A 19,808-nucleotide genomic window follows, 5' to 3' on the forward strand; every position below is an offset into this window, starting at 1 on the left:
CTGCTATCGGGGTGGGAGGACACCTGTCCTCAACCTGTCGGAAAATTGGAAAACCCCGGGCCCCATACAAAGGCCCGGGGTGGAAAGCGGGCTTTTACCCGTCTTTCTGTTCGTAGGCTGTACCCCAGCCCCAAGCGCCGGAGCCAAAGCCACGGGCGACCACACGCTCGCGGTAAATGGCGGACACGACGTCGCCGTCACCAGCCAGCAGCGCTTTGGTGGAGCACATTTCAGCACAGATCGGCAGCTTGCCTTCGGCAATACGGTTACGACCGTATTTGCTGAATTCAGCGTTGGAGTGGGTTTCCTCGGGGCCACCGGCGCAGAAGGTACATTTGTCCATCTTGCCGCGGCTGCCAAAGTTGCCCGCCTGCGGGTACTGCGGCGCGCCAAACGGACACGCGTAGAAGCAGTAGCCACAGCCAATGCACAGATCTTTGGAGTGCAGAACCACCCCATCGTCTGTCTGATAGAAGCAATCCACCGGGCACACGGCCATACAAGGCGCGTCCGAGCAGTGCATACAGGCCACGGAAATCGAGCGTTCGCCCGGTTGTCCGTCCTGAATGGTCACCACACGGCGCCGGTTGATGCCCCAAGGCACCTCGTGTTCGTTTTTACACGCGGTGACGCAGGCGTTGCATTCAATGCAGCGTTCGGCGTCACACAGGAACTTAGCTCTTGCCATGTTTCAGGTCTCCTTAAGCTACAGAGATTTTGCAGAGAGTCGCCTTCGTCTCCTGCATTTGGGTCACGGAGTCGTACCCGTAGGTCTGTGCCGTGTTGGTGGATTCACCCAGCACATACGGATCCGCCCCCTCGGGGTATTTGGACCGCTGGTCTTTGCCTTGGAAATGACCGCCGAAGTGGAACGGCATGAAGGCAACGCCCTCGCCGACCCGTTCAGTGACCATGGCCATGACTTTGACCTTGCCGCCTTCGGGCCCTTCGACCCAGACCTGCGCGCCGTCCCGAACACCAAGGTTGTTGGCATCGCGGGTGTTGATTTCGACGAACATGTCTTGCTGCAATTCAGCCAGCCAAGGGTTGGACCGGGTTTCGTCCCCGCCGCCCTCATACTCCACCAGACGGCCCGAAGTCAGGATGATCGGATAGTCCTTGGAGAAGTCGTTTTTCTGGATCGACGCATAGAGGGTCGGCAGGCGGTAGGCATGACGGTCCTCGTATGTCGGATAGTCTTCGACCAGATCACGACGGTTGGTGTACAGCGGCTCGCGGTGCAGGGGCACCGGATCGGGGAAGGTCCACACGACCGCACGCGCCTTGGCGTTGCCGAAGGGCGCACATTCATGCTTGATCGCCACCCGCTGGATGCCGCCCGAAAGGTCAGTTTTCCAGTTGGTTTTCGGACCGGCCACTGCATCAATCGCGGCGCGTTCCTCAGGCGTCAGGTCACTGTCCCAACCCAGATCCATCAGCATCTGCATCGTGAATTCGGGGTACCCATCCTGGATTTCCGAATTCTTGGAATAGACGCCTTCGGCCAGCAGGTTGTCCCCGTCCCGTTCCACGCCAAAACGCGCACGGAAGGTCAGGCCACCTTCGGACACAGGCTTGCTCATGTCGTACAGGTTGGGTGTGCCGGGGTGATTGATCTCGGCGTTGCCCCAGCAGGGCCATGGTAGACCGTAATAGTCCCCATCAGCCGGGCCACCGATCGCCTGCAACGTGGTGCGGTCGAAGGTGTGCTGGTTTTCCATGTGCATCTTCAGACGCTCGGGCGTTTGACCCGTGTATCCGATGGTCCACATGCCCTTGTTGATCTCCCGCAGGGTCGATTCAGGGTTGGGCGTGTTTTCGTCGTCCATCTCGATGTTGCGGAACAGACGATCGGCAAACCCGAACTTGTTCGCGAACAGGCCAATGATTTCATGGTCCGCTTTGGATTCGAACAGCGGGTCCATGATCTGCTCACGCCACTGGATAGACCGGTTCGATGCCGTGACAGACCCACGGGTTTCAAACTGCGTCGCAGCAGGCAGCAGGTACACACCATCGGTGCGGTCATGCAGCACGGCAGACACGGTGGGGAAGGGGTCGATCACGACAAGCATGTCGAGCTTTTCCATCGCCGTCTTCATCTCCGTCATACGGGTCTGAGAGTTCGGCGCGTGGCCCCACAAAACCATGGCGCGCACGGCGGCAGGGTTGTCCGTGTTTTCGGGGTCTTCCAGAACACCGTCGATCCAGCGAGATACGGGGATCCCGGTCAGGTTCATCAGCGCCTTTTCCTTGCCGTCCTTGCCGGTGGTGGTCGCGAACTGACCTTTCAGCCAATCTAGATCCTCGCCCCAGACACGCGCCCAGTGGGCCCATGCGCCCGCCGACAGGCCGTAGTAGCCGGGCAGCGTGTGGGACAGAACGCCAAGGTCCGTCGCACCCTGTACGTTGTCGTGGCCGCGGAAGATGTTGGTACCGCCGCCCGATGTACCCATGTTGCCCAGGGCCAGCTGCAGGATGCAATACGCACGGGTGTTGTTGTTGCCGTTGGTGTGCTGTGTGCCACCCATACACCAGATCACGGTGCCGGGGCGGTTGTTGGCCAGCGTCCGGGCCACACGTTTCAGCTGGGAACCGGGGGTGCCGGTGACACGCTCCACTTCCTCGGGCGTCCACTTGGCAACTTCTTCCTTGATCTGGTCCATGCCCCAAACGCGGGTGCGGATGAACTCTTTGTCTTCCCAACCGTTTTCAAAGATATGGTACAGAATACCCCAGACCAGCGCCACGTCGGACCCGGGACGGAACCGCACGTATTCGTCGGCGTGGGCGGCGGTGCGCGTAAAGCGCGGGTCGCACACGATGACGGGGGCGTTGTTTTGTTCCTTGGCTTTCAGGATGTGCAGCAGGGACACGGGGTGCGCCTCGGCTGCGTTTGACCCGATCATGAAGATCGCCTTGGAATTGTGGATATCGTTGTAGCTGTTGGTCATGGCGCCGTAGCCCCATGTGTTCGCAACACCCGCAACGGTGGTCGAGTGGCAGATCCGCGCCTGGTGATCCACGTTGTTCGTGCCCCAATAGGCGGCGAACTTGCGGAACAGATAAGCCTGTTCGTTGTTGTGCTTGGCAGAGCCGAGCCAGTAGACGCTATCGGGGCCGGATTCCTTGCGGATATCCATCATGCCGTCGCCGATCTCGTTGATCGCTTGCTCCCAGCTGATGCGTTTCCATTCCCCGTTTTCTTTCTTCATCGGGTACTTCAGGCGGCGCTCGCCGTGGGCGTGTTCGCGGACAGCAGCCCCCTTGGCGCAGTGGGCACCCAGGTTGAAAGGGCTATCCCAACCAGGTTCTTGCCCGGTCCAAACGCCGTTCTGCACCTCGGCCACGACGGTACAACCGACCGAACAGTGGGTGCAGACAGATTTCTTGAGGTCTACCGCGCCAGTGGCCGCACCAGCGGCAGCATCGGCTTTGGTGACAGTGCCGCCCGTCGCGGCAATCGCAGCAAGGCCACCAATGGCCAAACCGCTGCCACGCAGGAACGCGCGGCGGTCGACAGATTTCTCTGCGACATCAGACAGGATCGAGGTCCGTTGGGAGCGTCGCGCAACCCCATTGGTCTTTTTCCTAAGCATGTTTCACTCTCCTCCCTTTGGGCATACGCCCTTCGGGTCGTTCAGGTTTTCCTTGGACAGTCGGGCGTCACGCAACCAGTCGTCCTCGGGCTTGGGTACGGCGTCCTAGAAACGGGCGCTGTCGAGGTAGGCGCGGGTGTGCGCGGTGTCCTGCATCGTCTCGGATGTCAGGTCTGGCTGGGCGGCTTCGGCGGTCCCGCCTGTCGCGGTCAAGGCGACCGCTGCGGCAGGCGCAGATGTTGCAGCCAGTTTGAGAAAGTCGCGGCGCGAGGCCTCTTCCTTCTTGGACATGGGATATCTCCCCTTCTTGGTTACGCGGATCATTCCGCAGTCATTCGGAAGGACTCCGCCTCGATCTCCATGAAAATCCGGCCCACCTGAGCCAAAGATGCATAAAGGACCGAGGACTTTGCCCCTTCCAAATCCGAATAAAACAGACCGGCCCAAGGGCCGATGTGCTTGTTGTAAAACGCCCGCTGGTCGGACAGGGTGGCGGGCGTGCCGAACCGTCCCACGATCAGCGCGCCCATCATCTCCATCAGGGATGCGATGTTGTCCTCAGGCTCGAACACGTTTTCGGCCCGAGTCATGGCGCTGGCGGCCATGTCTTGACGCAGGGCCGCCAGCGGTTTTTCGTTCAGGAACCCGGTCAGGTAATAGCTGGCGTAGGGCAGCAATTCGCCCCGGGCCAGACCGATGAACAGGGCGTTGTATTCCCGTTCAGCGGCGGCGGGTTTCGTGACCTTGGCAACCTTGGCCAGACTGGTGATCGCCTGACCCAAGGGCGTGTCGTCGCCCGAAAGACCCGCCGTTTGGGCCAACAGCATTTCATCAGGCGGCCCGGCCAACATCAGGCCAAGGTAGTTGTACAGGTCCGCGCGCAGGCGATCCTCTTCGTTGATCTTTGTGTCAGGCATCGCGCTCACGCGGGGCTCCTTTGATCATCAGGAAAGGCAAAGCGCATGCGTTTCGGCACGCGCGGGGCGGGGTCGGTTTCTTCAGTCTCGGGGGGATCGTAAGCCGGGGTCTGGTCCAGCGCAGGGTCGTCGTCTTCTGCTGCCGCTACCAAAACAGTCTCTGTTTCAAGGTCGTCCGGCAGGTCGTCGGTCATGTCGTCCTCCGCCTCGGCTTTTGCCTTGGCGGCCTCTTCCTGGGCGATGACATGCTTCAACATGCCTTTGCCCACTTGGTACGCGGTGGCCATGTTTTCGATCACACAGGCCGCGTCGGTGAAATCCTCGCCGTAGTCTACCAGCCCGTCGACATTTGCCAGTACGGGGTTCAACCGCCACAGCTTGCGCAGGGCGCGGCTGCGGATACGGGCGGGCACAGCCTTGGACATGAAGGGGGTGAAATCATCACCTTCGACCAGCGTATCGGGATCGGGCAGACCGAGATCTGCGAGGATCTCTTCGTCCGATTTTTCAGCCAAGGCCGCTTCGCGCGCTTCGGCCTCGGCCAGTTCAGCGCGGGCGGCCTCGGCGGCTTGTTCGGCCTCAACCCGGGCGCGGCGGCGGGACCAGAAATCGCTCATTGCATGACCCTCCGGCGTTTGCCTTGGGGGGAGCGGTAGACATCGGACGCCTGCGCGATCCGTGCATCCCCTACACCATCTTCGACCTGATCCGTGCGGGTTTTGTCACGCTTGCGCTTTTTGAACGCCTCTTCGGCGTGGTGCTGATCTACGAAATCCTGAACCCAGGCGCGCAGGGCATCGGGCATGGCGACTTTCTCGATGATCTCTTCGCCGCTGTCGCAATAGTCCTGCGCCTCGTACGGGGAGGCAGTGGCGAGGATGATGTCCAAAGGGTGATCCGTCCCGTCCCGCATCACAATGTAAATCGAGGGCACTTTCGCGTGTAGGCCGTGCAGGTAGGCTTCGGTATCCGCGCCGAACAGTTCCAGCATTACCGTGTCGGCATGAAATTCGACGGCGTCCCCTTCACGGCGCAACTCGCGCCACGTGGCAGGGGCCGCACCGGGCAGGACGGCAGCGGCGGTCCATGCATGCGCGGCCCAGCGGGTCACCCCGGGGGTGCGCCGAATGACGATGCCTAGGGGCAAGGTCGCATATGGGCCACGATAATCGGACAAATGGTCGTTCCTCCGCATACAACGGTGCACCATTTGACTTCGCCCGCCAAAGCCCCATTTCGCCGCATCAGGCAGATTTTGCACATGGCGGTCACATTGGGTAAATGCACCGAACCATTGCGCGCCACTTAGACAAACTGTCTAACTTTATTGTTTCCGTCAGGTTTGGGGTTGGCACCGCTGGTTAGGTGATTCGTCTCTGTGCGGCGCGTTCGTCCACTGCGGTTCCCTCGCAAAATGCACTTGCCGACCGTCCTCAATCATGGCCTTTTGAACCCAATAAACCGGCTGCGATAACGCACCTGGAAAGGGACCAACAGCGGGAGGAATCGATGTCTAAGACGTTGATTTTATGTGATTGTGCAGGGACGCAATCGCTCGATTCGGACGGCCTATCCAAGACGACAGGACTTGCATGCTCCAAGGTGCACACAGGACTGTGCACGGCGCAAGTTGACCTCGCGGCCAAGGCCCTATCGGGAGGGGATGCAATAATTTGTTGCGGTCAGGAAACCGCCCTGTTCGAAGCCCTCGCAGACGAAATCGAGGCCCCTGCCCCCGCCTTTCTAGACCTAAGAGATCGGGCCGGTTGGTCCGATGATCCCGCCTCCAAACTGCCCAAAATGTCCGCCCTTGCAGCAGAAGCAGTCTTACCCGTTGCCCCCACCAAAGCGATGGACGTGGAAAGCGAAGGCATCTGCCTGATTATCGGTCCCGAGGATCGCGCAGTGGACGCCGCCACCAAACTGGCGGATTTCCTGACGGTCACCGTCTGCATCACCGACGATGTCGACCCGCCTGCGTCCCGCGATTTCGATGCGATCCGGGGGCGTGTGCGCCGGGCAACCGGTGCGCTTGGCGGGTTTGAAGTGACATTTGACGCCCTGCAACAGCGCGACCCGGCGGGCCGTATCCCCACATGGACCGACCCCCGCGATGGCGGGCAATCGGCCTGTGACGTGATACTTGACCTGACTGGCGGCACACCAATGTTCCCCGCCCCGGAAAAGCGCGAAGGTTATCTGCGCCCCGATCCCGGCGACCCGCTGTCCGTGGCCAGCGCCGTGATGGAGGCAAGCCATCTCGTCGGCACCTTCGAAAAACCGCTGTATGTGAAACTTGAACCGCTGTTGTGCGCCCATTCCCGCGCGGAACAGACCGCCTGCACCAACTGCATAGACATTTGCCCCACAACCGCGATCACATCTGCGGGTGAACATGTGGCGATTGACCCTATGGTCTGCGCCGGTTGCGGGGCCTGTTCGGCGCTGTGTCCTTCCGGGGCCATCAGCTACGATGCCCCCGCCGTAGACATGACGTTCCGCCGTGTTCAGACCCTTGCAAAAGGGTTCCTGGACGCTGGCGGCACCGCGCCGCGCCTGTTGGTCATGGGGTCCGAAGGGGCCGAGATGGTGCGCATGTCCGCACGCTTCGGCCGCGGTCTACCCGCCGATGTCATCCCGATGGAGATGTCGGCCCTGAACGCCTTTGGCCACGCGGAAATGGTGGCTGCCATCGCCGCCGGATTTGCGGATGTGACCGTACTGCTCAACCGGGGCACGGACCGTCTGGCCATGACACAAGAGGTTGCGCTGGCCAATGCCATCAGCGACCGGGTGCGCGTGCTGGATGAACAAGATCCCGACGTCATGGAAGCGGCCCTGTACGACACACAGGCCCCGGACCCCATCGCGACCCCAGTGCGCCCCATGGGCACCCGGCGGCAGATCACCCGCACGGCGGCCAAGGCACTGGTGGGCGAACAGACCCTAACCCTACCTGACACCGCACCCTATGGCGCAGTTCTGGTGGATAAGGACAGCTGCACCCTGTGTCTGTCTTGCGTGTCCTTGTGTCCCACGGGTGCGCTTGGCGATAACCCCGACCTGCCCCAGCTGCGGTTCCAAGAGGACGCCTGCCTACAATGCGGCCTATGCGCAAACGTCTGCCCCGAGGATGCGATCACTTATGAACCACGCCTGAACCTGACCGACGCGGCCCTGAACCAGACCGTGATCCACGAGGAGAAGCCAGCCGAATGCATCGAATGCGGGGCTCTATTCGGTGTCCAATCCACCATCGACAAGATAATGGAGAAACTGGCCGGCAAGCACAGCATGTTCGCCAACCCCGAGGCGTCACGGATGATCCAGATGTGCGACAACTGCCGGATCAACGCCCAGTACCACAGCCAGAACAACCCGTTCTCCGGCGGGGAACGGCCCAAGCCACGAAGCACCGATGATTACCTGTCCAATCGGAAAGATCACTGATGACGCAGGGGCGCACCCAAATCGGCGGGCGTGATCTCGGCCACATAGGCCAGGATCGCGGTCAGCTCATCTTGGGTCATCTCGATAGGCACGATTGCAGGCGGCAGATGGGCTTGGAACGGCTGGGTGATGTCTGCGATCTGAGTGAACGAGCCGTGGGGTTGCAGGACGTAGAACGCGCTGAACCTGTACTCCCAATCGGGGAACGTGCGCATCACCGCAAACGACGGGGTAGACCCGATGGACCCCATGCGCCCCGCGTCCGTCACCGCGTGGCAACGACCGCAGTGCGCCTCGGCCAGAACCAGGCCTTGGGTCGCGTCGCCATCAAAGACGGGCAGGGTATCGACTACGGCCGTGGCCTGCGGCAGAGTGAACATGCCATCGGCATACGACAGCACAGTGCGCTGTCCAATATCGCCCGTCAGCCAGTCTTTGAACCGCTGGGCGCCGGGATGGTCCGTGACGCTCAGGTGCCAAATTTGGTCACCCACAAACACGGGGGCTCCCGACGACCCCAGCCGCGCCTCCGCCCGATCCTCAAGGTGGACCAATTCGACCCTAACTTGGGTCTTGAGGCTGAAGCGCGGCAGGATATGCTGCATCAGCCCCGTATCGACCAACGCTTGGGGCACTGCCAAACGCACCAACCTGTCATCCGCCACCGCCGGGCCGCACAGGGCAAGGCATATCATCAAGATCACCACTCGCATGGGATCAGCCTAGAGAGCGGCCCACACATGCGTCAACCACACCGGAGAAACCCATGAGCGACGATTTCAACATGTCCATGCGCAAGTTCCTGAAGCAGGTGGGTGTCACCTCGCAACAGGCCATCGAGGACGCCATGCGCGATGCAGAGGCCTCGGGCAAGGAATTCACCGCCAAGGCCGTTATCACCATAGACGGGCTCGACATGGAACACACCGTATCCGGCACGATCAAGGGGCGCGATTGAATGGCTAACCGTGACGTAGTTCTCGAGGTTCTAAAGGGCATTGACGATCCATCCGGTGGCGACATCGTCAGCAGCGGCGTGATGCGCGCCTTGAATGTGGACGGGGGTGCCGTGCGCTTTGTGATGGAGATTGATCCGTCCAAAGCCGACGCCTACGGGGTTGCCAAGGATCAGGCCGAGGCCGCCTTGAACGCTTTGGATGGGGTCGAAACCGTGTCTATCGTGCTGACGGGGCACACTGCCTCCGCCCCGCCGGACCTGAAGGGAGGTGGCCACAGCCATGCAACCGCGAAACCAGCGGGCCCCGAGGCGATCCCCGGCGTGGACCGCATCATCGCGATTGCGTCCGGTAAGGGCGGCGTGGGCAAATCCACAGTGTCTGCCAACATCGCTTGCGCGCTTGCAGCCGAGGGTCGCCGCGTTGGCCTGCTGGATGCAGACGTGTATGGCCCCAGCCAACCGCGCATGTTGGGTGTATCAGGCCGCCCGGCGTCACCCGATGGCAAAACCATCCTGCCCATGCGCAACCACGGCGTCACCATGATGTCGATTGGCCTGATGACAAACGAAGACCAAGCCGTCGTCTGGCGCGGCCCCATGCTGATGGGGGCCCTGCAACAGATGATGAGTCAGGTGCAATGGGGCGCACTGGATGTTCTGCTGGTGGACCTGCCCCCCGGCACCGGGGACGTACAGATGACCCTTGCGCAAAAGGCCCCTGTGGATGGGGCGGTGATCGTCTCGACCCCCCAAGACGTGGCCCTGATCGACGCGCGCAAGGGCGTAGACATGTTCAACCAGCTGGGCGTTGAAATCGTCGGCATGATCGAAAACATGTCCACGCATATCTGTTCCAAGTGCGGGAACGAGGAACATGTGTTCGGCCATGGCGGCGTCTCGGCAGAGGCGGCGAAGATGGGCGTCCCCCTTCTGGCCGAAATCCCACTGCATCTGTCGATCTCGACAGGCAGCAGACGGCGGCGCGCCCATCGTGGTATCCGCCCCCGACAGCCCCCAGGCCGAAGCGTTCCGCAAAGTCGCCCGCGACCTGATCGCAAAGGGCAAGGCATGACGCCCACCTTCCCCCTTTGATGTCCGGTGAGGCCGTCCAAGGCGCGACCAGTCCCATGGCGGTGGCGGTGCAACGCGCCGTCATGGGCTGTGAAGCAGGCCTTGTGGTCTACAACCTTGCCGCCGATCACATCGCCGCCGCACTTGTTTTTGCGCCCGAGGTTCCCCTGCGTGACGCCGCAGCGATGCTGCCCCTGTGCGGTGTCGGCTTCCAGAACGCCCTGGGCGCGCTGGCACCGCCGGAATTGGCAGTCCATCTGGACTGGCAAGGCGGCATTCGGGTCAATGGGGCGGCCTGTGGGCGCATGCAAATGCAAGCCTCCACCACCGAACCGCATGAAACCCCCGAATGGCTAGTCGTAGGCTTTGAAGTCCCCTTGATGCTGGCCGCAGTACCCGGCGATGTGCCCGATCAGACCGCCCTGTTTGAGGAAGGCTGCGCCGAGGTCGACCCCGTCCACCTGATCGAAAGCTGGTCGCGCCACACCTTGTCCTGGATCGCCCGCTGGGAAGACGAGGGCCCACGCCCCCTGCACAACGAATGGCGCGGCCTTGTGCCCGATATTGGCGAAGACGTCTCTGTCTATGGTAAATCCGGCACCTTCATGGGCGTGGATGAAAGCTTTGGGATGCTCTTGCGCACGGAGACTGGCACCGAACTTATCCCCCTCACCCATCACTTAAAGGAAACGACATGAAACTGGCCCGCGCCATCCACTTTGACGAGTCCGACATGCGCGTCTTTGCCAACCCTGCCCGCACATCGGAATGGTGCGTGTCCGGCGGGTTCGAGTTTTCGAACTGGGGCGAAGGCGACCTGGAGGGAAAAGCCCGCCAAGCCTTTGCCAATGGTTGGATGGGTGTCGAAACAAGCGGACGCGTGACCTTTGTGGCCGTCACCCAAGCCACCCAAGCTGAAATCGACCACGTCACAGATACTCTTGCCCAACACTTCGTCACATATTACGGGGCCCCAAGCCTGGAGGCCGCACGCCCTGTTGCCGCCGACGAGGTGATGCATATGATGGACCTCTGCGCGGACCATGATCCGAACACTCTTTTGACCGTAGCCCGTGAATTGACCGAAGCCGGCGTCAAGGAATCCTACCGATCCATCGAACCGCAAGAAGCTGGCCTTGACCAGTTTGCCATCCACGTGAGTGAATAGAAAACTGACCCTTTCATTGGGTCAAAAATACTCCTGGGGGGTCTGGGGGCAACGCCCCCAGCGTGGCGATGGACCAAAGGTCCAGCGCAATCACTCAGCGTTGAAGGTAAACAAGGTCTCTCCGTTGATCTGATAGCTATTGATCAACTCACGCGCGGTGTCGGACACCAACCAAGCCTCGAGCGTCTTGGCCGCGTCCTCGTTTACATGCCCATGCAGTTCGGGATTTACGGGCAAATAGGCGTATTGGTTGAACAACACCGGGTCCCCGGCAAACAACAACGCCAGATCCCCCTTGTTGCCAAAATTCAACCAACTTGCGCGATCGGACATGATGTAGGCGTTAAGGCCAGATGCGGTGTTCAGCGCTGCGCCCATGCCTGCGCCGACTTCTTTGTACCACGCGCCCTCAGGCGCGATGCCTGCGCCAGACCACAGGGACAGCTCTTTCTTGTGGGTGCCACTGTCATCACCGCGGCTAACAAAATTCGCCTGCGCCTCGGCCACGGCAGTCAAAGCGGCAGCGGCATCGTCAGCACCCGTAACGCCGGCTGGATCGCTTTCAGGGCCGATAAAGACAAAATCATTATACATGATCTCTGTTCGATGGGTGCCATAACCCCCCTTGATAAAGGCATCCTCAGCTGCGCGGGAATGTACCAGAATGGCGTCCACATCACCCGCCTCACCCAGACGGATCGCTTGACCCGTGCCGACGACCAGCAATTGCACCTCTAGCCCGGTATCTTCTTTGATCGCGGGCAGCAGAACGTCAGACAACCCGGAATTGTGAAAGCTTGTCGTGACAGCCATCTTCATCGTTTCGGCAGAAACAGGCATGGCAAAGGCGATCGCGGTCAGCGCGATTGTAAGGTTACGGATCATTCCAAGATATCTCCTCTGATAAAGGCCTGCGCCTCTGCGGTCGCGGGCCGGTGAAAAAAGGTCTTTGCATCTGTCACTTCACGCACCTCGCCCCGGTGTAGGAACAGCACGTCATCGGCCAAACGCCGCGCCTGTCCCATGTCGTGGGTCGACATGATCAGGCGGGTCCCATTGGCGGCTGCTTCGGTCAAGATGGTCTCGATGTCCTTGGTGGCACGTCCGTCCAGGCTGGCGCAGGGTTCGTCCAGAAACAAAACTTGCGGTTCGGTGATCAGCGCACGGGCCAGCGCCATTTTCTGGCGTTCTCCGCCAGACAGATCCGGTGCGCTGCGGTCCAGTGCATGACCAAGCCCGACCCGAACACCCCAATCCGCCGCTTGTGCGCGGGCGATTTTGCGCGACACCCCTCGCAGCACCAACGGATAGGCGATGTTGTCACAAACCGTCCGGCGCAGAAGGATCGGCTGTTGAAACACAAAGGACTGGGCGTGCAGGGCGTCGCTGGCCCATTGCACGGTGCCGGATTTCAAACGCACCAAACCGTGCAGCATCTTGAGAAGGGTCGTCTTGCCCGCGCCGTTCGGACCCATGACAATCGTGGTGCCGGTGTTGCGCGCGATGGTCAGATCAATGGGCCCGACAAGAGTCTTGCCACGCCGCGCCACGACAGCACCCTCGACAATCAGGGGAAACAGGCTCACCACCGACCCTCCCGTTCTGTGCGGGACAGGCCATGGATTGCGCCGTTTACGATGACCGCCAGTCCGATCAGGACGAAGCCAAGCGCCAGGGCCAAGGCGAACTCTCCCTTGCCGGTTTCCAGCGCGATGGCGGTGGTCAGCACCCGTGTGGCGTTGTCGATGTTTCCGCCTACGATCATGATCGCGCCCACTTCGCCGATAGCGCGGCCAAAGCCCGCCAAGGCGGCCGTCAGTAGGGCGCGGCGACCGTCCCAGATCAGGGTGCGCACCCGCTGCATCCGGGTCGTGTTAAGAGAGATCAGCAGGTCGTGATATTCAGACCAAAGGTCACGCATGGATTGATGCGCGATGGACGCTATCAGAGGCACGATGATAATCACCTGAGCGATGATCATGGCGGACGGGGTGAACAAAAGGCCGAATACGCCAAACGGCCCAGACCGGGACAGCAGAACGTAGACAATCAATCCGACGACCACGGGCGGCAAGCCCATCAGCGCGTTTAGGAACGCCACTACGGTACGGCGAAACCGGAACCGCCGGATTGTCAGGAACGCGGCAAGGGGCAAGGCGATGGCGCAGGCGATGACCAGCGCGGTCAACGTCACCTGAAGAGAGCGCAGGGTGATATCCACCAGCTCTGCATCCAAGGTGGCGACCATCCACGCCGCCTGCACCAGACCTTGCCATAGGTCGTTCAACCGCAATCCCTCCGCTTTCGTATACCTAGGAACACCATTCCGACGCACGGCAAAAGGGCCGAAAACTCATGCGGGCATGCATTGGTCACAATGACCATGGACTGTGGTAGGTTGGGCCTAAACTGGACAGAATGTCCAGTCTAGCGATGCCTGCGCAGATAGACGTAATAGGCGCCGCTACCACCGTGGGACTGATGTGATTCAGTGACTTGCAACACGATCGCCCCGAGGGGCGGCATGGACAGCCATTGGGGCACTTGGTGTTTCAAAACTCCGCGCCGGATCGGGATTGGGCCTTCGTCCTGCTTGCTTTTGCCCTTACCTGTCACGACCAGCACCAGCCGTTTCCCATCGGCATAAGCACTTTGCACAAATCGGGTCAGGGTGGGGTGGGCCGAGGCCAGCGTCATGCCATGCAGGTCCAGCTTACCCTCTGGCCGCAGTTTGCCTCGCTTCATCCGTTGGTGAGTCTTGCCATCCATGCGCAGAGGTGCAGCATGGACTTGGTCACGGATACTGGGCAACAGATCATGGCGCGGCGTTGTGGCGCGAGCGGTCTGGCCAATATCAAAGGGGTTGATCTTGTGTGGCGTGCGCATCTTGGGCTTGGGCTGTTGGGCGGCGGGGGCGATATGCTGGGCGCGGCGGTGCAAGGGATCCGCGGTCTCGATCACACGGGACCAAAGCTCTCTCTCCTCTTCCGACAGACCTTTGCGTTTACGCGCCATCTTTCGCCCTCAGCTGTACCATGCGCCCGGTGCCGTTCATTGTGGCGGCCTGTGCGCCCGCCGTTGCCCCTGTTCCATAAAAGATATCGACACGATGTGCACCCTTGATGGCGCTGCCGATATCTTGGGCGATGACCAGACGGTTACCATCCGGAGCCTCGATCCACACGGGCGTGCCAAGGGGGCAATGGTCCGGATCCACGGCAATGCTACGCCCGGAGGTCACCGGCAGGTCCATCGCACCAAGTGGACCGGAGTGTTCGGGGATGTCCTGTTCACGAAAAAACACGTAAGAAGGGTTTTCCAGCAACACCTCGTCGCTGTGCAACCGAACCCAATCCTTGACTTGATCCGCAGTGATGGTGGCGGCTTGTAGCTCCCCGCGCTCAATCAGAACTTTGCCGACCGATACGTAAGGATGGCCGTTTTTGGCCGCGAAACCGATGCGCTGCGTTCTTCCATCGGGGAAACGCAATCGGGCAGATCCTTGCACTTGGACAAAAAATACCTCGACCGGATCACGGACCCACGCGATTTCGTGCCCCTTTCCAAGATCGGCGTAGACGATCTGCGCGCGGGGGGCGGTGCAGCCAAAATCACGGTGCAAGGGCGCGGTGAAATCAGGCGTCCAAACGGGCGAGGCCTGTACCTCCGGCTCATAGTACCCTGTGAAATGGGCCTGTTGAAAGGGCGCGAGTTCAAAGTTGTCCTCGAAAAACCGACGCGCATCGCGAACGCCCGCATGTTCAGGCGCTGAAACGACAAACGCCGCCAATGCGGCGGCGTGGTCGTCCCGATCCCAGCCGGGCAAATCCGTGAAACGCAGGGTCACCCGCCCGTCGCCGTCAACTGCCAGTTGGGATCGTCTGACCCCATCTCGCGGCCAAAGGTCCAGACGTCACGTGCTTTCTTGATCTCGTTCGGGCTGCCTTCAATAATCTCACCATCGGCGTTACGCACAACGCTTGTCAGCTCACCCACAAAGCGCAGGGTCACTTCACCGTAATTGGTGTCACGATCAAACGTGGCCTCTTGCAAAGTGACTTCGCGGACGCCCACAAAGTTTGCGTCAATTGTCAGGCCCTTGTCTTCGCGATCCGCAATCACGTCTACGAAGGCTTGCTCTACATCATCGGACAGAAAGGGTTTGATGTCGTCGATATCACCATTCTCAAATGCCATCAGGATCATCTCGTAAGCACCGCGGGCACCCCCGATGAATTCGGACACGTTAAATCCTGGCTCTGCCATTTTCATGGCGGCCAGTGCCTTGGCACTGTCGGTGCCATCATCGACATGATCCGTGATGTCGCGATCAGGGCCGCCTTCGATCACCTCGAAGTCACGGCGCACTTGGCGGCCAGTGACAGAGTCGGGCAAATCTTTCGGAGGCGCTTCGAACCCGTCACGGGTGCCAAGCACATTTTTAAGGCGGAGGATGAGGAAGAGTGCGATCCCTGCCAGGACCAGAAGTTGTATCACGGCGTTTTCCATCGTTAGATCCCGGGCTGGCGTTTTAATTTGACTGCCCGTTACCTATGTAAGGCGGGCAGGGGGTCAAGTCCACAAGACCCCGAAAAAGGATATCTTTCATGTGGTTATTTTGGATCTTTGTCTCGGTTCCCATCATAGAGATCGCTTTGTTCATTCAAGTGGGCGGTTGGCTGGGCCTGTTTCCGACGCTAGCCATCGTGATCGCGACCGCCGCATTGGGCACCTATTTAGTGCGCAGTCAGGGTCTGGCCGAAATGGCACGTCTGCAACGGTCGTTTTCGGAACTACGCGACCCGACCGAACCGCTGGCCCATGGGGCAATGATCCTTGCATCGGGTCTGTTACTGCTGACACCGGGATTTTTCACTGACGCGGTGGGATTTGCCCTGTTGGTGCCCGGCGTCCGGTCTGCCTTGCTGCGATATCTGCGGACCAAGGTAAAAGTGCAAAGCTTTGAGTTTGGCGGCCAGCGCAGTGGCAATCCACGTGCCGAAGACGATGTGATTGATGCAGAACCCATTCGCCACGACCCGTCGCGCCCCTCTGGCTGGACCAAGCCTGACTAGGCTGATATCCCCGCCCAGAGATTTTTGAATTGGAGAGCCACAATGGCCGAAGAAAACACCCCTGCCGCCGCACCGGAACAACCCGCCGCCCCCCAGATGAAGGTTTTGGGCCAGTTCACCCGGGACATGTCATTTGAAAACATCGCCGCCCAAAAGGGTATCCAAGGCGAGGCACAGCCTGATATCAATGTTCAGGTTGGTCTCGATGCCGGCAAGCGCAGCGAAGACAACCAGTTCAACGTGGCGATGAAGCTGAAAATTGATGCCAAAGCCAAAGGAACCGAGCAGCCGATCTTCCTAATGGAGCTGGACTATGCCGGGATTTTCTACATCGAAAACATCCCAGAGGCGCAGTTGCATCCCTACCTGTTGATCGAATGTCCGCGCATGCTGTTCCCATTTGTGCGCCGCATCGTGTCGGACGTGACCCGCGACGGTGGTTTCCCGCCCCTTAACTTGGAACAGATCGACTTTGTGAACCTGTACCGCCAAGAGATTGCCCGGCGGATGCAGGCAGAGGCGGATGCCGCGCCGAAGTCCTGATTTAAGGTCTGATTTTACTAGACGCCGTGCCCTAGGGTGCGGCGTTTTTTTATTGCAGTTTCACCCAAAGGGCCGCGTCGCCCATCTTGGCCACAAATGCCTCGTGCGCCTGCTTTTCCGCCTCTGTGATCCGAGGGGCCAATGGCACGGGACGTTGTCCAGCGCGGCGACCATTGCCCGTCTGTTGACCCGTCCCGGCTAGGCCAAAATCAGGCTGCCGCCCGCCGATCAGCTCTAGGTAGACTTCGGCAAGGATTTCACTGTCCAAAAGTGCGCCGTGCTTTTCCCGGGCGGAGTTGTCGACACCGAACCGACGACACAAAGCATCCAAGGAGTTCTGGGCCCCGGGAAACCGTTTGCGCGCAATTTCAAGCGAATCCACGATTTGCGAGGGTGGGATTTGCGGCAGGTTGGCCCAGCCGAATTCAGCATTCATGAACCGCAGGTCAAACTGGGCGTTATGGGCCACCAGCTTTGCATCCCCAACAAAATCGAGAAAGTCCTGCCCGATCTTAGCAAAGGTGGGGAAATCCTTGAGGAAATCAATCGACAAGCCGTGTACCTGAAACGCACCCTCAGGCATGTCGCGTTCAGGGTTGATGTATTGGTGATAGGTGCGGCCCGTGGGCACGTGGTTGTTCAACTCCACCGCGCCGATTTCGACAATACGGTCGCCTTCATTTGGGTTGAAACCTGTGGTTTCCGTGTCGAATACGATCTCACGCATTTTGCAACGCCTCCAATATCCCGTCTACCTGTGCCGTCGCCGTTTCCATGTCCACCGTGGGGATCACAAAATCCGCGCGCTGGCACTTTTCTGCGTTGGGCATCTGATGGGATTTGATGATCTCGAACTGATCCTCGGACATCGTGCCCCGAGCTAAGACCCGTTCGCGTTGGATTTCATCATCCACGTGAACGACCGCAACATAGTCCATCTGATCTTCGGCCCCTGTCTCGAACAGCAGCGGTATGTCCACGACAACTACGGACGCGTCAGAATGTTTCGCCAGAAAACTCTCTCGATCGGCAGCCACCAAGGGATGCACGATCCCTTCGATGACTTTCAGGCGGGCGGGGTCTTCTTGGATCAGGGCCTTGAGGTGGCTGCGATCCACGCGATCCCGGTGTACGGCAGTGGGGAAGTGCTGAGCCACTTTCGCGACGGCCGCACCCCCTCGGCATACATCCGGTGCACGGCGCCATCTGCATCCCATACGGGCACGCCGCGATCCGCAAACATCTGGGCAGTGGTGCTTTTGCCCATGCCAATCCCGCCGGTTAGTCCCAGAACGATCATGCGGACAGCACCGCGCGGCGCAGGTCTTCGTCCACGGTTGGGGTCGTACCGAACCACCGCTCGAAACCCGGGGCAGCCTGATATAGCAACATCCCAAGACCATCGACCGTGGTACATCCCGCCGCCTCTGCCGTTTTGAGCAATTGCGTCCGCAGCGGCGCGTAAACGATATCCGTCACGACAGTCGCCGGGGACAGACCATCCAGCGGCACCCGCAGCTCTGCCTGCCCTGTCATACCAAGGGACGTCGTATTCACCAGCAGTCCCGCACCATCAAGAATGTTTCCGGCCTGCGCCCAGTCCACGACCTCGACCTTTGCCCCGAAATGGGCGCGCAACTGATCGGCTCGCACGCGAGTTCGATTGGTTAACCGGATGCGGGGCACGCCTGCGCCGATCAACGCGGCGATGATAGCACGCGCAGCGCCGCCCGCACCCAGCACCACAGCCGGACCAGACTGCGGATCCCAGCTAGGTGCGTAGTGTTTCACGTTGGACAAGAACCCGATGCCATCGGTGTTATCCGCCTGCACGCGCCCATCGGAAGAAAAGGTCAAAGTGTTCGCTGCCCCGATCAAGGCCGCGCGATCCGTAACGCTGTCGGCCAAATCCAAGACAGCCTCTTTGTGAGGGATCGTCACGTTCACGCCCCGAAACCCCAGCTTCGGCAAGGTGATCAGCGCGTCCTGCAAATCAGACGACGCAACCTCCATCGGAATATAGTGACCGTTGATCCTATACCGATCCAGCCAATGTCCGTGCAAAGCCGGGGAGCGGGAATGTCCGATAGGCTGTCCAATGACGCCCGCAAGAATGAGTTTGTCGGTCATCCGTCGATCACTCCTCTGGTCACAAGATAGCCTAGCAGGGGCAACAGCGGCAGGCCAAGCACCGTAAAATAATCCCCATCGATCCGGTGAAACAAGCGCGCGCCTTCTTCTTCCAGTTTATAGGCCCCCACAGACCAGCGGATGCTGTCCCAATTCCGTTCAACATAGGCGTCAATGTAGGCGTCGGGCAGGGTGCGCATGGTCAACTTCGCTTCACCGATGAAGCGCCAGACTGGCTTGGCATCCTCGACGATCACCGCGGCGGACAGCAATTTGTGCGTTTGACCGGACAGAGCGCGCAGCTGCGCCCGGGCTTGGTCTGGGGTTTCGGGTTTGGAGAACATCTGGCCCCTTAATTCCAACACCTGATCACAGCCCAGAACCATGCCCGGTATGCCTTTGTCCGCCACCCGCCGCGCCTTCAGCTCAGCCAAAGTGTCGGCAATATCGCGGGGCTTCGCCTGTTCAGACAAAAGGGACGCCTTGATCATCTCTTCGTCGACGGGGGCTTTGCGCACTTCAACCGGAACCTGCGCATTTTGCAGCAGCTTAAGGCGAATCGACGAGGCGGAGGCGAGGGTGAGCATGGGGATAACCCTTTGCGTAAGTCGGTTGTTAAGAGAGCTTAAAAAACTGTGAACAAAGCGGTAGCGCAATTTTCTGGGGAAAACACCGGCTTTCTGATTGCCTTACCCCCGGGGTATCAGTGATCGGATGTGCATGACCCTTACCTGTGCAAGAAATAAAAGGTCCACGAGAACAAAATTGGACTATCCACAGGTCATATACTATATAATCCTTTGATAATGCTAATAAAATTATATTTTCTGCGTTATACACACGAATATGGATGTGAACAAATCAGATCTTGCATAACACCAGTTACCCCCGTTCTTC

The 19,808-nt window shown here is 59.9% G+C and carries 22 protein-coding genes and 2 pseudogenes; 7 read left to right on the top strand and 17 right to left on the bottom strand.

Translation table 11 applies throughout. The features are described 5' to 3' along the window. Positions 1-94: 94 nt before the first annotated feature. The 6 genes from fdh3B to ACZ1G0_RS00765 form a co-directional block, all read right to left on the bottom strand. Complete coding sequence (fdh3B, locus tag ACZ1G0_RS00740; RefSeq protein WP_472735191.1) at positions 95-688, bottom strand: formate dehydrogenase FDH3 subunit beta; 594 nt, start codon at positions 686-688, stop codon at positions 95-97. Between the two features lie 13 nt (positions 689-701). Further along, positions 702-3,599: a formate dehydrogenase subunit alpha gene (locus ACZ1G0_RS00745; RefSeq protein ID WP_472735192.1), complete on the bottom strand. Its 2,898-nt coding sequence runs from the start codon at positions 3,597-3,599 to the stop codon at positions 702-704. 105 nt (positions 3,600-3,704) lie between these two features. After that, a complete protein-coding gene (locus ACZ1G0_RS00750; protein ID WP_472735193.1) occupies positions 3,705-3,890 on the bottom strand; it encodes a twin-arginine translocation signal domain-containing protein in 186 nt (61 codons plus the stop codon). A 29-nt stretch (positions 3,891-3,919) separates the two neighbouring features. Then, positions 3,920-4,516 (bottom strand): TorD/DmsD family molecular chaperone, encoded by a 597-nt coding sequence (locus ACZ1G0_RS00755; protein ID WP_472737746.1) that lies wholly within the window; start codon positions 4,514-4,516, stop codon positions 3,920-3,922. A gap of 5 nt (positions 4,517-4,521) precedes the next feature. Further along, a complete protein-coding gene (locus tag ACZ1G0_RS00760; RefSeq protein WP_472735194.1) occupies positions 4,522-5,133 on the bottom strand; it encodes a DUF3306 domain-containing protein in 612 nt (203 codons plus the stop codon). After that, the gene (locus tag ACZ1G0_RS00765) at positions 5,130-5,663 is read right to left on the bottom strand and encodes a DUF3305 domain-containing protein (RefSeq protein WP_472737747.1); all 534 of its coding nucleotides are present in this window, start codon (positions 5,661-5,663) and stop codon (positions 5,130-5,132) included. Before ACZ1G0_RS00765 ends, ACZ1G0_RS00760 begins: the two co-directional genes overlap by 4 nt. Before the next feature lie 362 nt (positions 5,664-6,025). Between ACZ1G0_RS00765 and ACZ1G0_RS00770 the strand changes: the two genes are divergently transcribed. Continuing rightward, on the top strand, positions 6,026-7,966 hold the full coding sequence (locus tag ACZ1G0_RS00770; protein WP_472735195.1) for a 4Fe-4S binding protein: 1,941 nt from the start codon (positions 6,026-6,028) through the stop codon (positions 7,964-7,966). On the opposite strand, the gene ACZ1G0_RS00775 is transcribed toward ACZ1G0_RS00770, so the two are convergent. Next, a complete protein-coding gene (locus tag ACZ1G0_RS00775) occupies positions 7,960-8,679 on the bottom strand; it encodes a hypothetical protein (RefSeq protein WP_472735196.1) in 720 nt (239 codons plus the stop codon). The two genes, ACZ1G0_RS00770 and ACZ1G0_RS00775, sit on opposite strands and share 7 nt — an antisense overlap. Positions 8,680-8,732: 53 nt before the next feature. Between ACZ1G0_RS00775 and ACZ1G0_RS00780 the strand changes: the two genes are divergently transcribed. The 4 genes and pseudogenes from ACZ1G0_RS00780 (at position 8,733) to ACZ1G0_RS00795 (ending at position 11,163) form a co-directional block, all read left to right on the top strand. Then, a complete protein-coding gene (locus ACZ1G0_RS00780) occupies positions 8,733-8,924 on the top strand; it encodes a DUF6494 family protein (protein ID WP_472735197.1) in 192 nt (63 codons plus the stop codon). Continuing rightward, positions 8,925-9,996: pseudogene (locus ACZ1G0_RS00785) on the top strand (Mrp/NBP35 family ATP-binding protein). A 19-nt stretch (positions 9,997-10,015) separates the two neighbouring features. Further along, the gene (locus tag ACZ1G0_RS00790) at positions 10,016-10,693 is read left to right on the top strand and encodes a biotin/lipoate--protein ligase family protein (protein ID WP_472735198.1); all 678 of its coding nucleotides are present in this window, start codon (positions 10,016-10,018) and stop codon (positions 10,691-10,693) included. Further along, positions 10,690-11,163: a DUF6505 family protein gene (locus ACZ1G0_RS00795; protein WP_472735199.1), complete on the top strand. Its 474-nt coding sequence runs from the start codon at positions 10,690-10,692 to the stop codon at positions 11,161-11,163. Before ACZ1G0_RS00790 ends, ACZ1G0_RS00795 begins: the two co-directional genes overlap by 4 nt. A gap of 90 nt (positions 11,164-11,253) precedes the next feature. On the opposite strand, the gene ACZ1G0_RS00800 is transcribed toward ACZ1G0_RS00795, so the two are convergent. The 6 genes from ACZ1G0_RS00800 to ACZ1G0_RS00825 all read right to left on the bottom strand — a co-directional run bounded on the left by ACZ1G0_RS00800 (position 11,254) and on the right by ACZ1G0_RS00825 (position 15,672). Further along, positions 11,254-12,048: an ABC transporter substrate-binding protein gene (locus tag ACZ1G0_RS00800; protein WP_472735200.1), complete on the bottom strand. Its 795-nt coding sequence runs from the start codon at positions 12,046-12,048 to the stop codon at positions 11,254-11,256. Continuing rightward, positions 12,045-12,749, bottom strand: coding sequence for an ATP-binding cassette domain-containing protein (locus ACZ1G0_RS00805; RefSeq protein WP_472735201.1), 705 nt, complete (start codon positions 12,747-12,749; stop codon positions 12,045-12,047). The genes ACZ1G0_RS00800 and ACZ1G0_RS00805 overlap by 4 nt, the downstream gene beginning before the upstream one ends. Further along, the gene (locus tag ACZ1G0_RS00810; protein WP_472735202.1) at positions 12,746-13,450 is read right to left on the bottom strand and encodes an ABC transporter permease; all 705 of its coding nucleotides are present in this window, start codon (positions 13,448-13,450) and stop codon (positions 12,746-12,748) included. Before ACZ1G0_RS00810 ends, ACZ1G0_RS00805 begins: the two co-directional genes overlap by 4 nt. A gap of 140 nt (positions 13,451-13,590) precedes the next feature. After that, positions 13,591-14,178: a Smr/MutS family protein gene (locus tag ACZ1G0_RS00815; protein WP_472735203.1), complete on the bottom strand. Its 588-nt coding sequence runs from the start codon at positions 14,176-14,178 to the stop codon at positions 13,591-13,593. Further along, positions 14,168-15,010 carry an MltA domain-containing protein gene (locus ACZ1G0_RS00820; protein ID WP_472735204.1) on the bottom strand — a complete coding sequence of 281 codons (843 nt, stop codon included), beginning with the start codon at positions 15,008-15,010 and terminating at the stop codon, positions 14,168-14,170. The genes ACZ1G0_RS00815 and ACZ1G0_RS00820 overlap by 11 nt, the downstream gene beginning before the upstream one ends. Further along, positions 15,007-15,672 (bottom strand): Tim44/TimA family putative adaptor protein, encoded by a 666-nt coding sequence (locus tag ACZ1G0_RS00825; RefSeq protein ID WP_472735205.1) that lies wholly within the window; start codon positions 15,670-15,672, stop codon positions 15,007-15,009. The genes ACZ1G0_RS00820 and ACZ1G0_RS00825 overlap by 4 nt, the downstream gene beginning before the upstream one ends. 98 nt (positions 15,673-15,770) lie before the next feature. Here ACZ1G0_RS00825 and ACZ1G0_RS00830 point away from each other — a divergent pair, with 98 nt between their 5' ends. Together ACZ1G0_RS00830 and secB are read left to right on the top strand one after the other, a co-directional pair. Beyond that, positions 15,771-16,238 carry an FxsA family protein gene (locus ACZ1G0_RS00830; protein WP_472735206.1) on the top strand — a complete coding sequence of 156 codons (468 nt, stop codon included), beginning with the start codon at positions 15,771-15,773 and terminating at the stop codon, positions 16,236-16,238. Positions 16,239-16,280: 42 nt separating this feature from the next. Beyond that, a complete protein-coding gene (secB, locus tag ACZ1G0_RS00835) occupies positions 16,281-16,781 on the top strand; it encodes a protein-export chaperone SecB (RefSeq protein WP_472735207.1) in 501 nt (166 codons plus the stop codon). 49 nt (positions 16,782-16,830) lie between these two features. Here the strand turns inward: secB and dnaQ are convergent, their stop codons facing one another. The 4 genes and pseudogenes from dnaQ to ACZ1G0_RS00855 form a co-directional block, all read right to left on the bottom strand. Further along, positions 16,831-17,508 carry a DNA polymerase III subunit epsilon gene (gene dnaQ, locus ACZ1G0_RS00840; RefSeq protein ID WP_472735208.1) on the bottom strand — a complete coding sequence of 226 codons (678 nt, stop codon included), beginning with the start codon at positions 17,506-17,508 and terminating at the stop codon, positions 16,831-16,833. Further along, positions 17,501-18,081 (bottom strand): annotated as a pseudogene (gene coaE, locus ACZ1G0_RS00845) (dephospho-CoA kinase). The gene dnaQ and the pseudogene coaE overlap by 8 nt, the downstream one beginning before the upstream one ends. Continuing rightward, a complete protein-coding gene (locus ACZ1G0_RS00850; RefSeq protein ID WP_472735209.1) occupies positions 18,078-18,911 on the bottom strand; it encodes a shikimate dehydrogenase in 834 nt (277 codons plus the stop codon). Before ACZ1G0_RS00850 ends, coaE begins: the two are co-directional and overlap by 4 nt. Beyond that, on the bottom strand, positions 18,908-19,498 hold the full coding sequence (locus ACZ1G0_RS00855; RefSeq protein WP_472735210.1) for a Maf family protein: 591 nt from the start codon (positions 19,496-19,498) through the stop codon (positions 18,908-18,910). Before ACZ1G0_RS00855 ends, ACZ1G0_RS00850 begins: the two co-directional genes overlap by 4 nt. Positions 19,499-19,808 lie beyond the last annotated feature (310 nt).

It is taken from the genome of Thalassobacter sp. HA4-2, assembly GCF_055693705.1.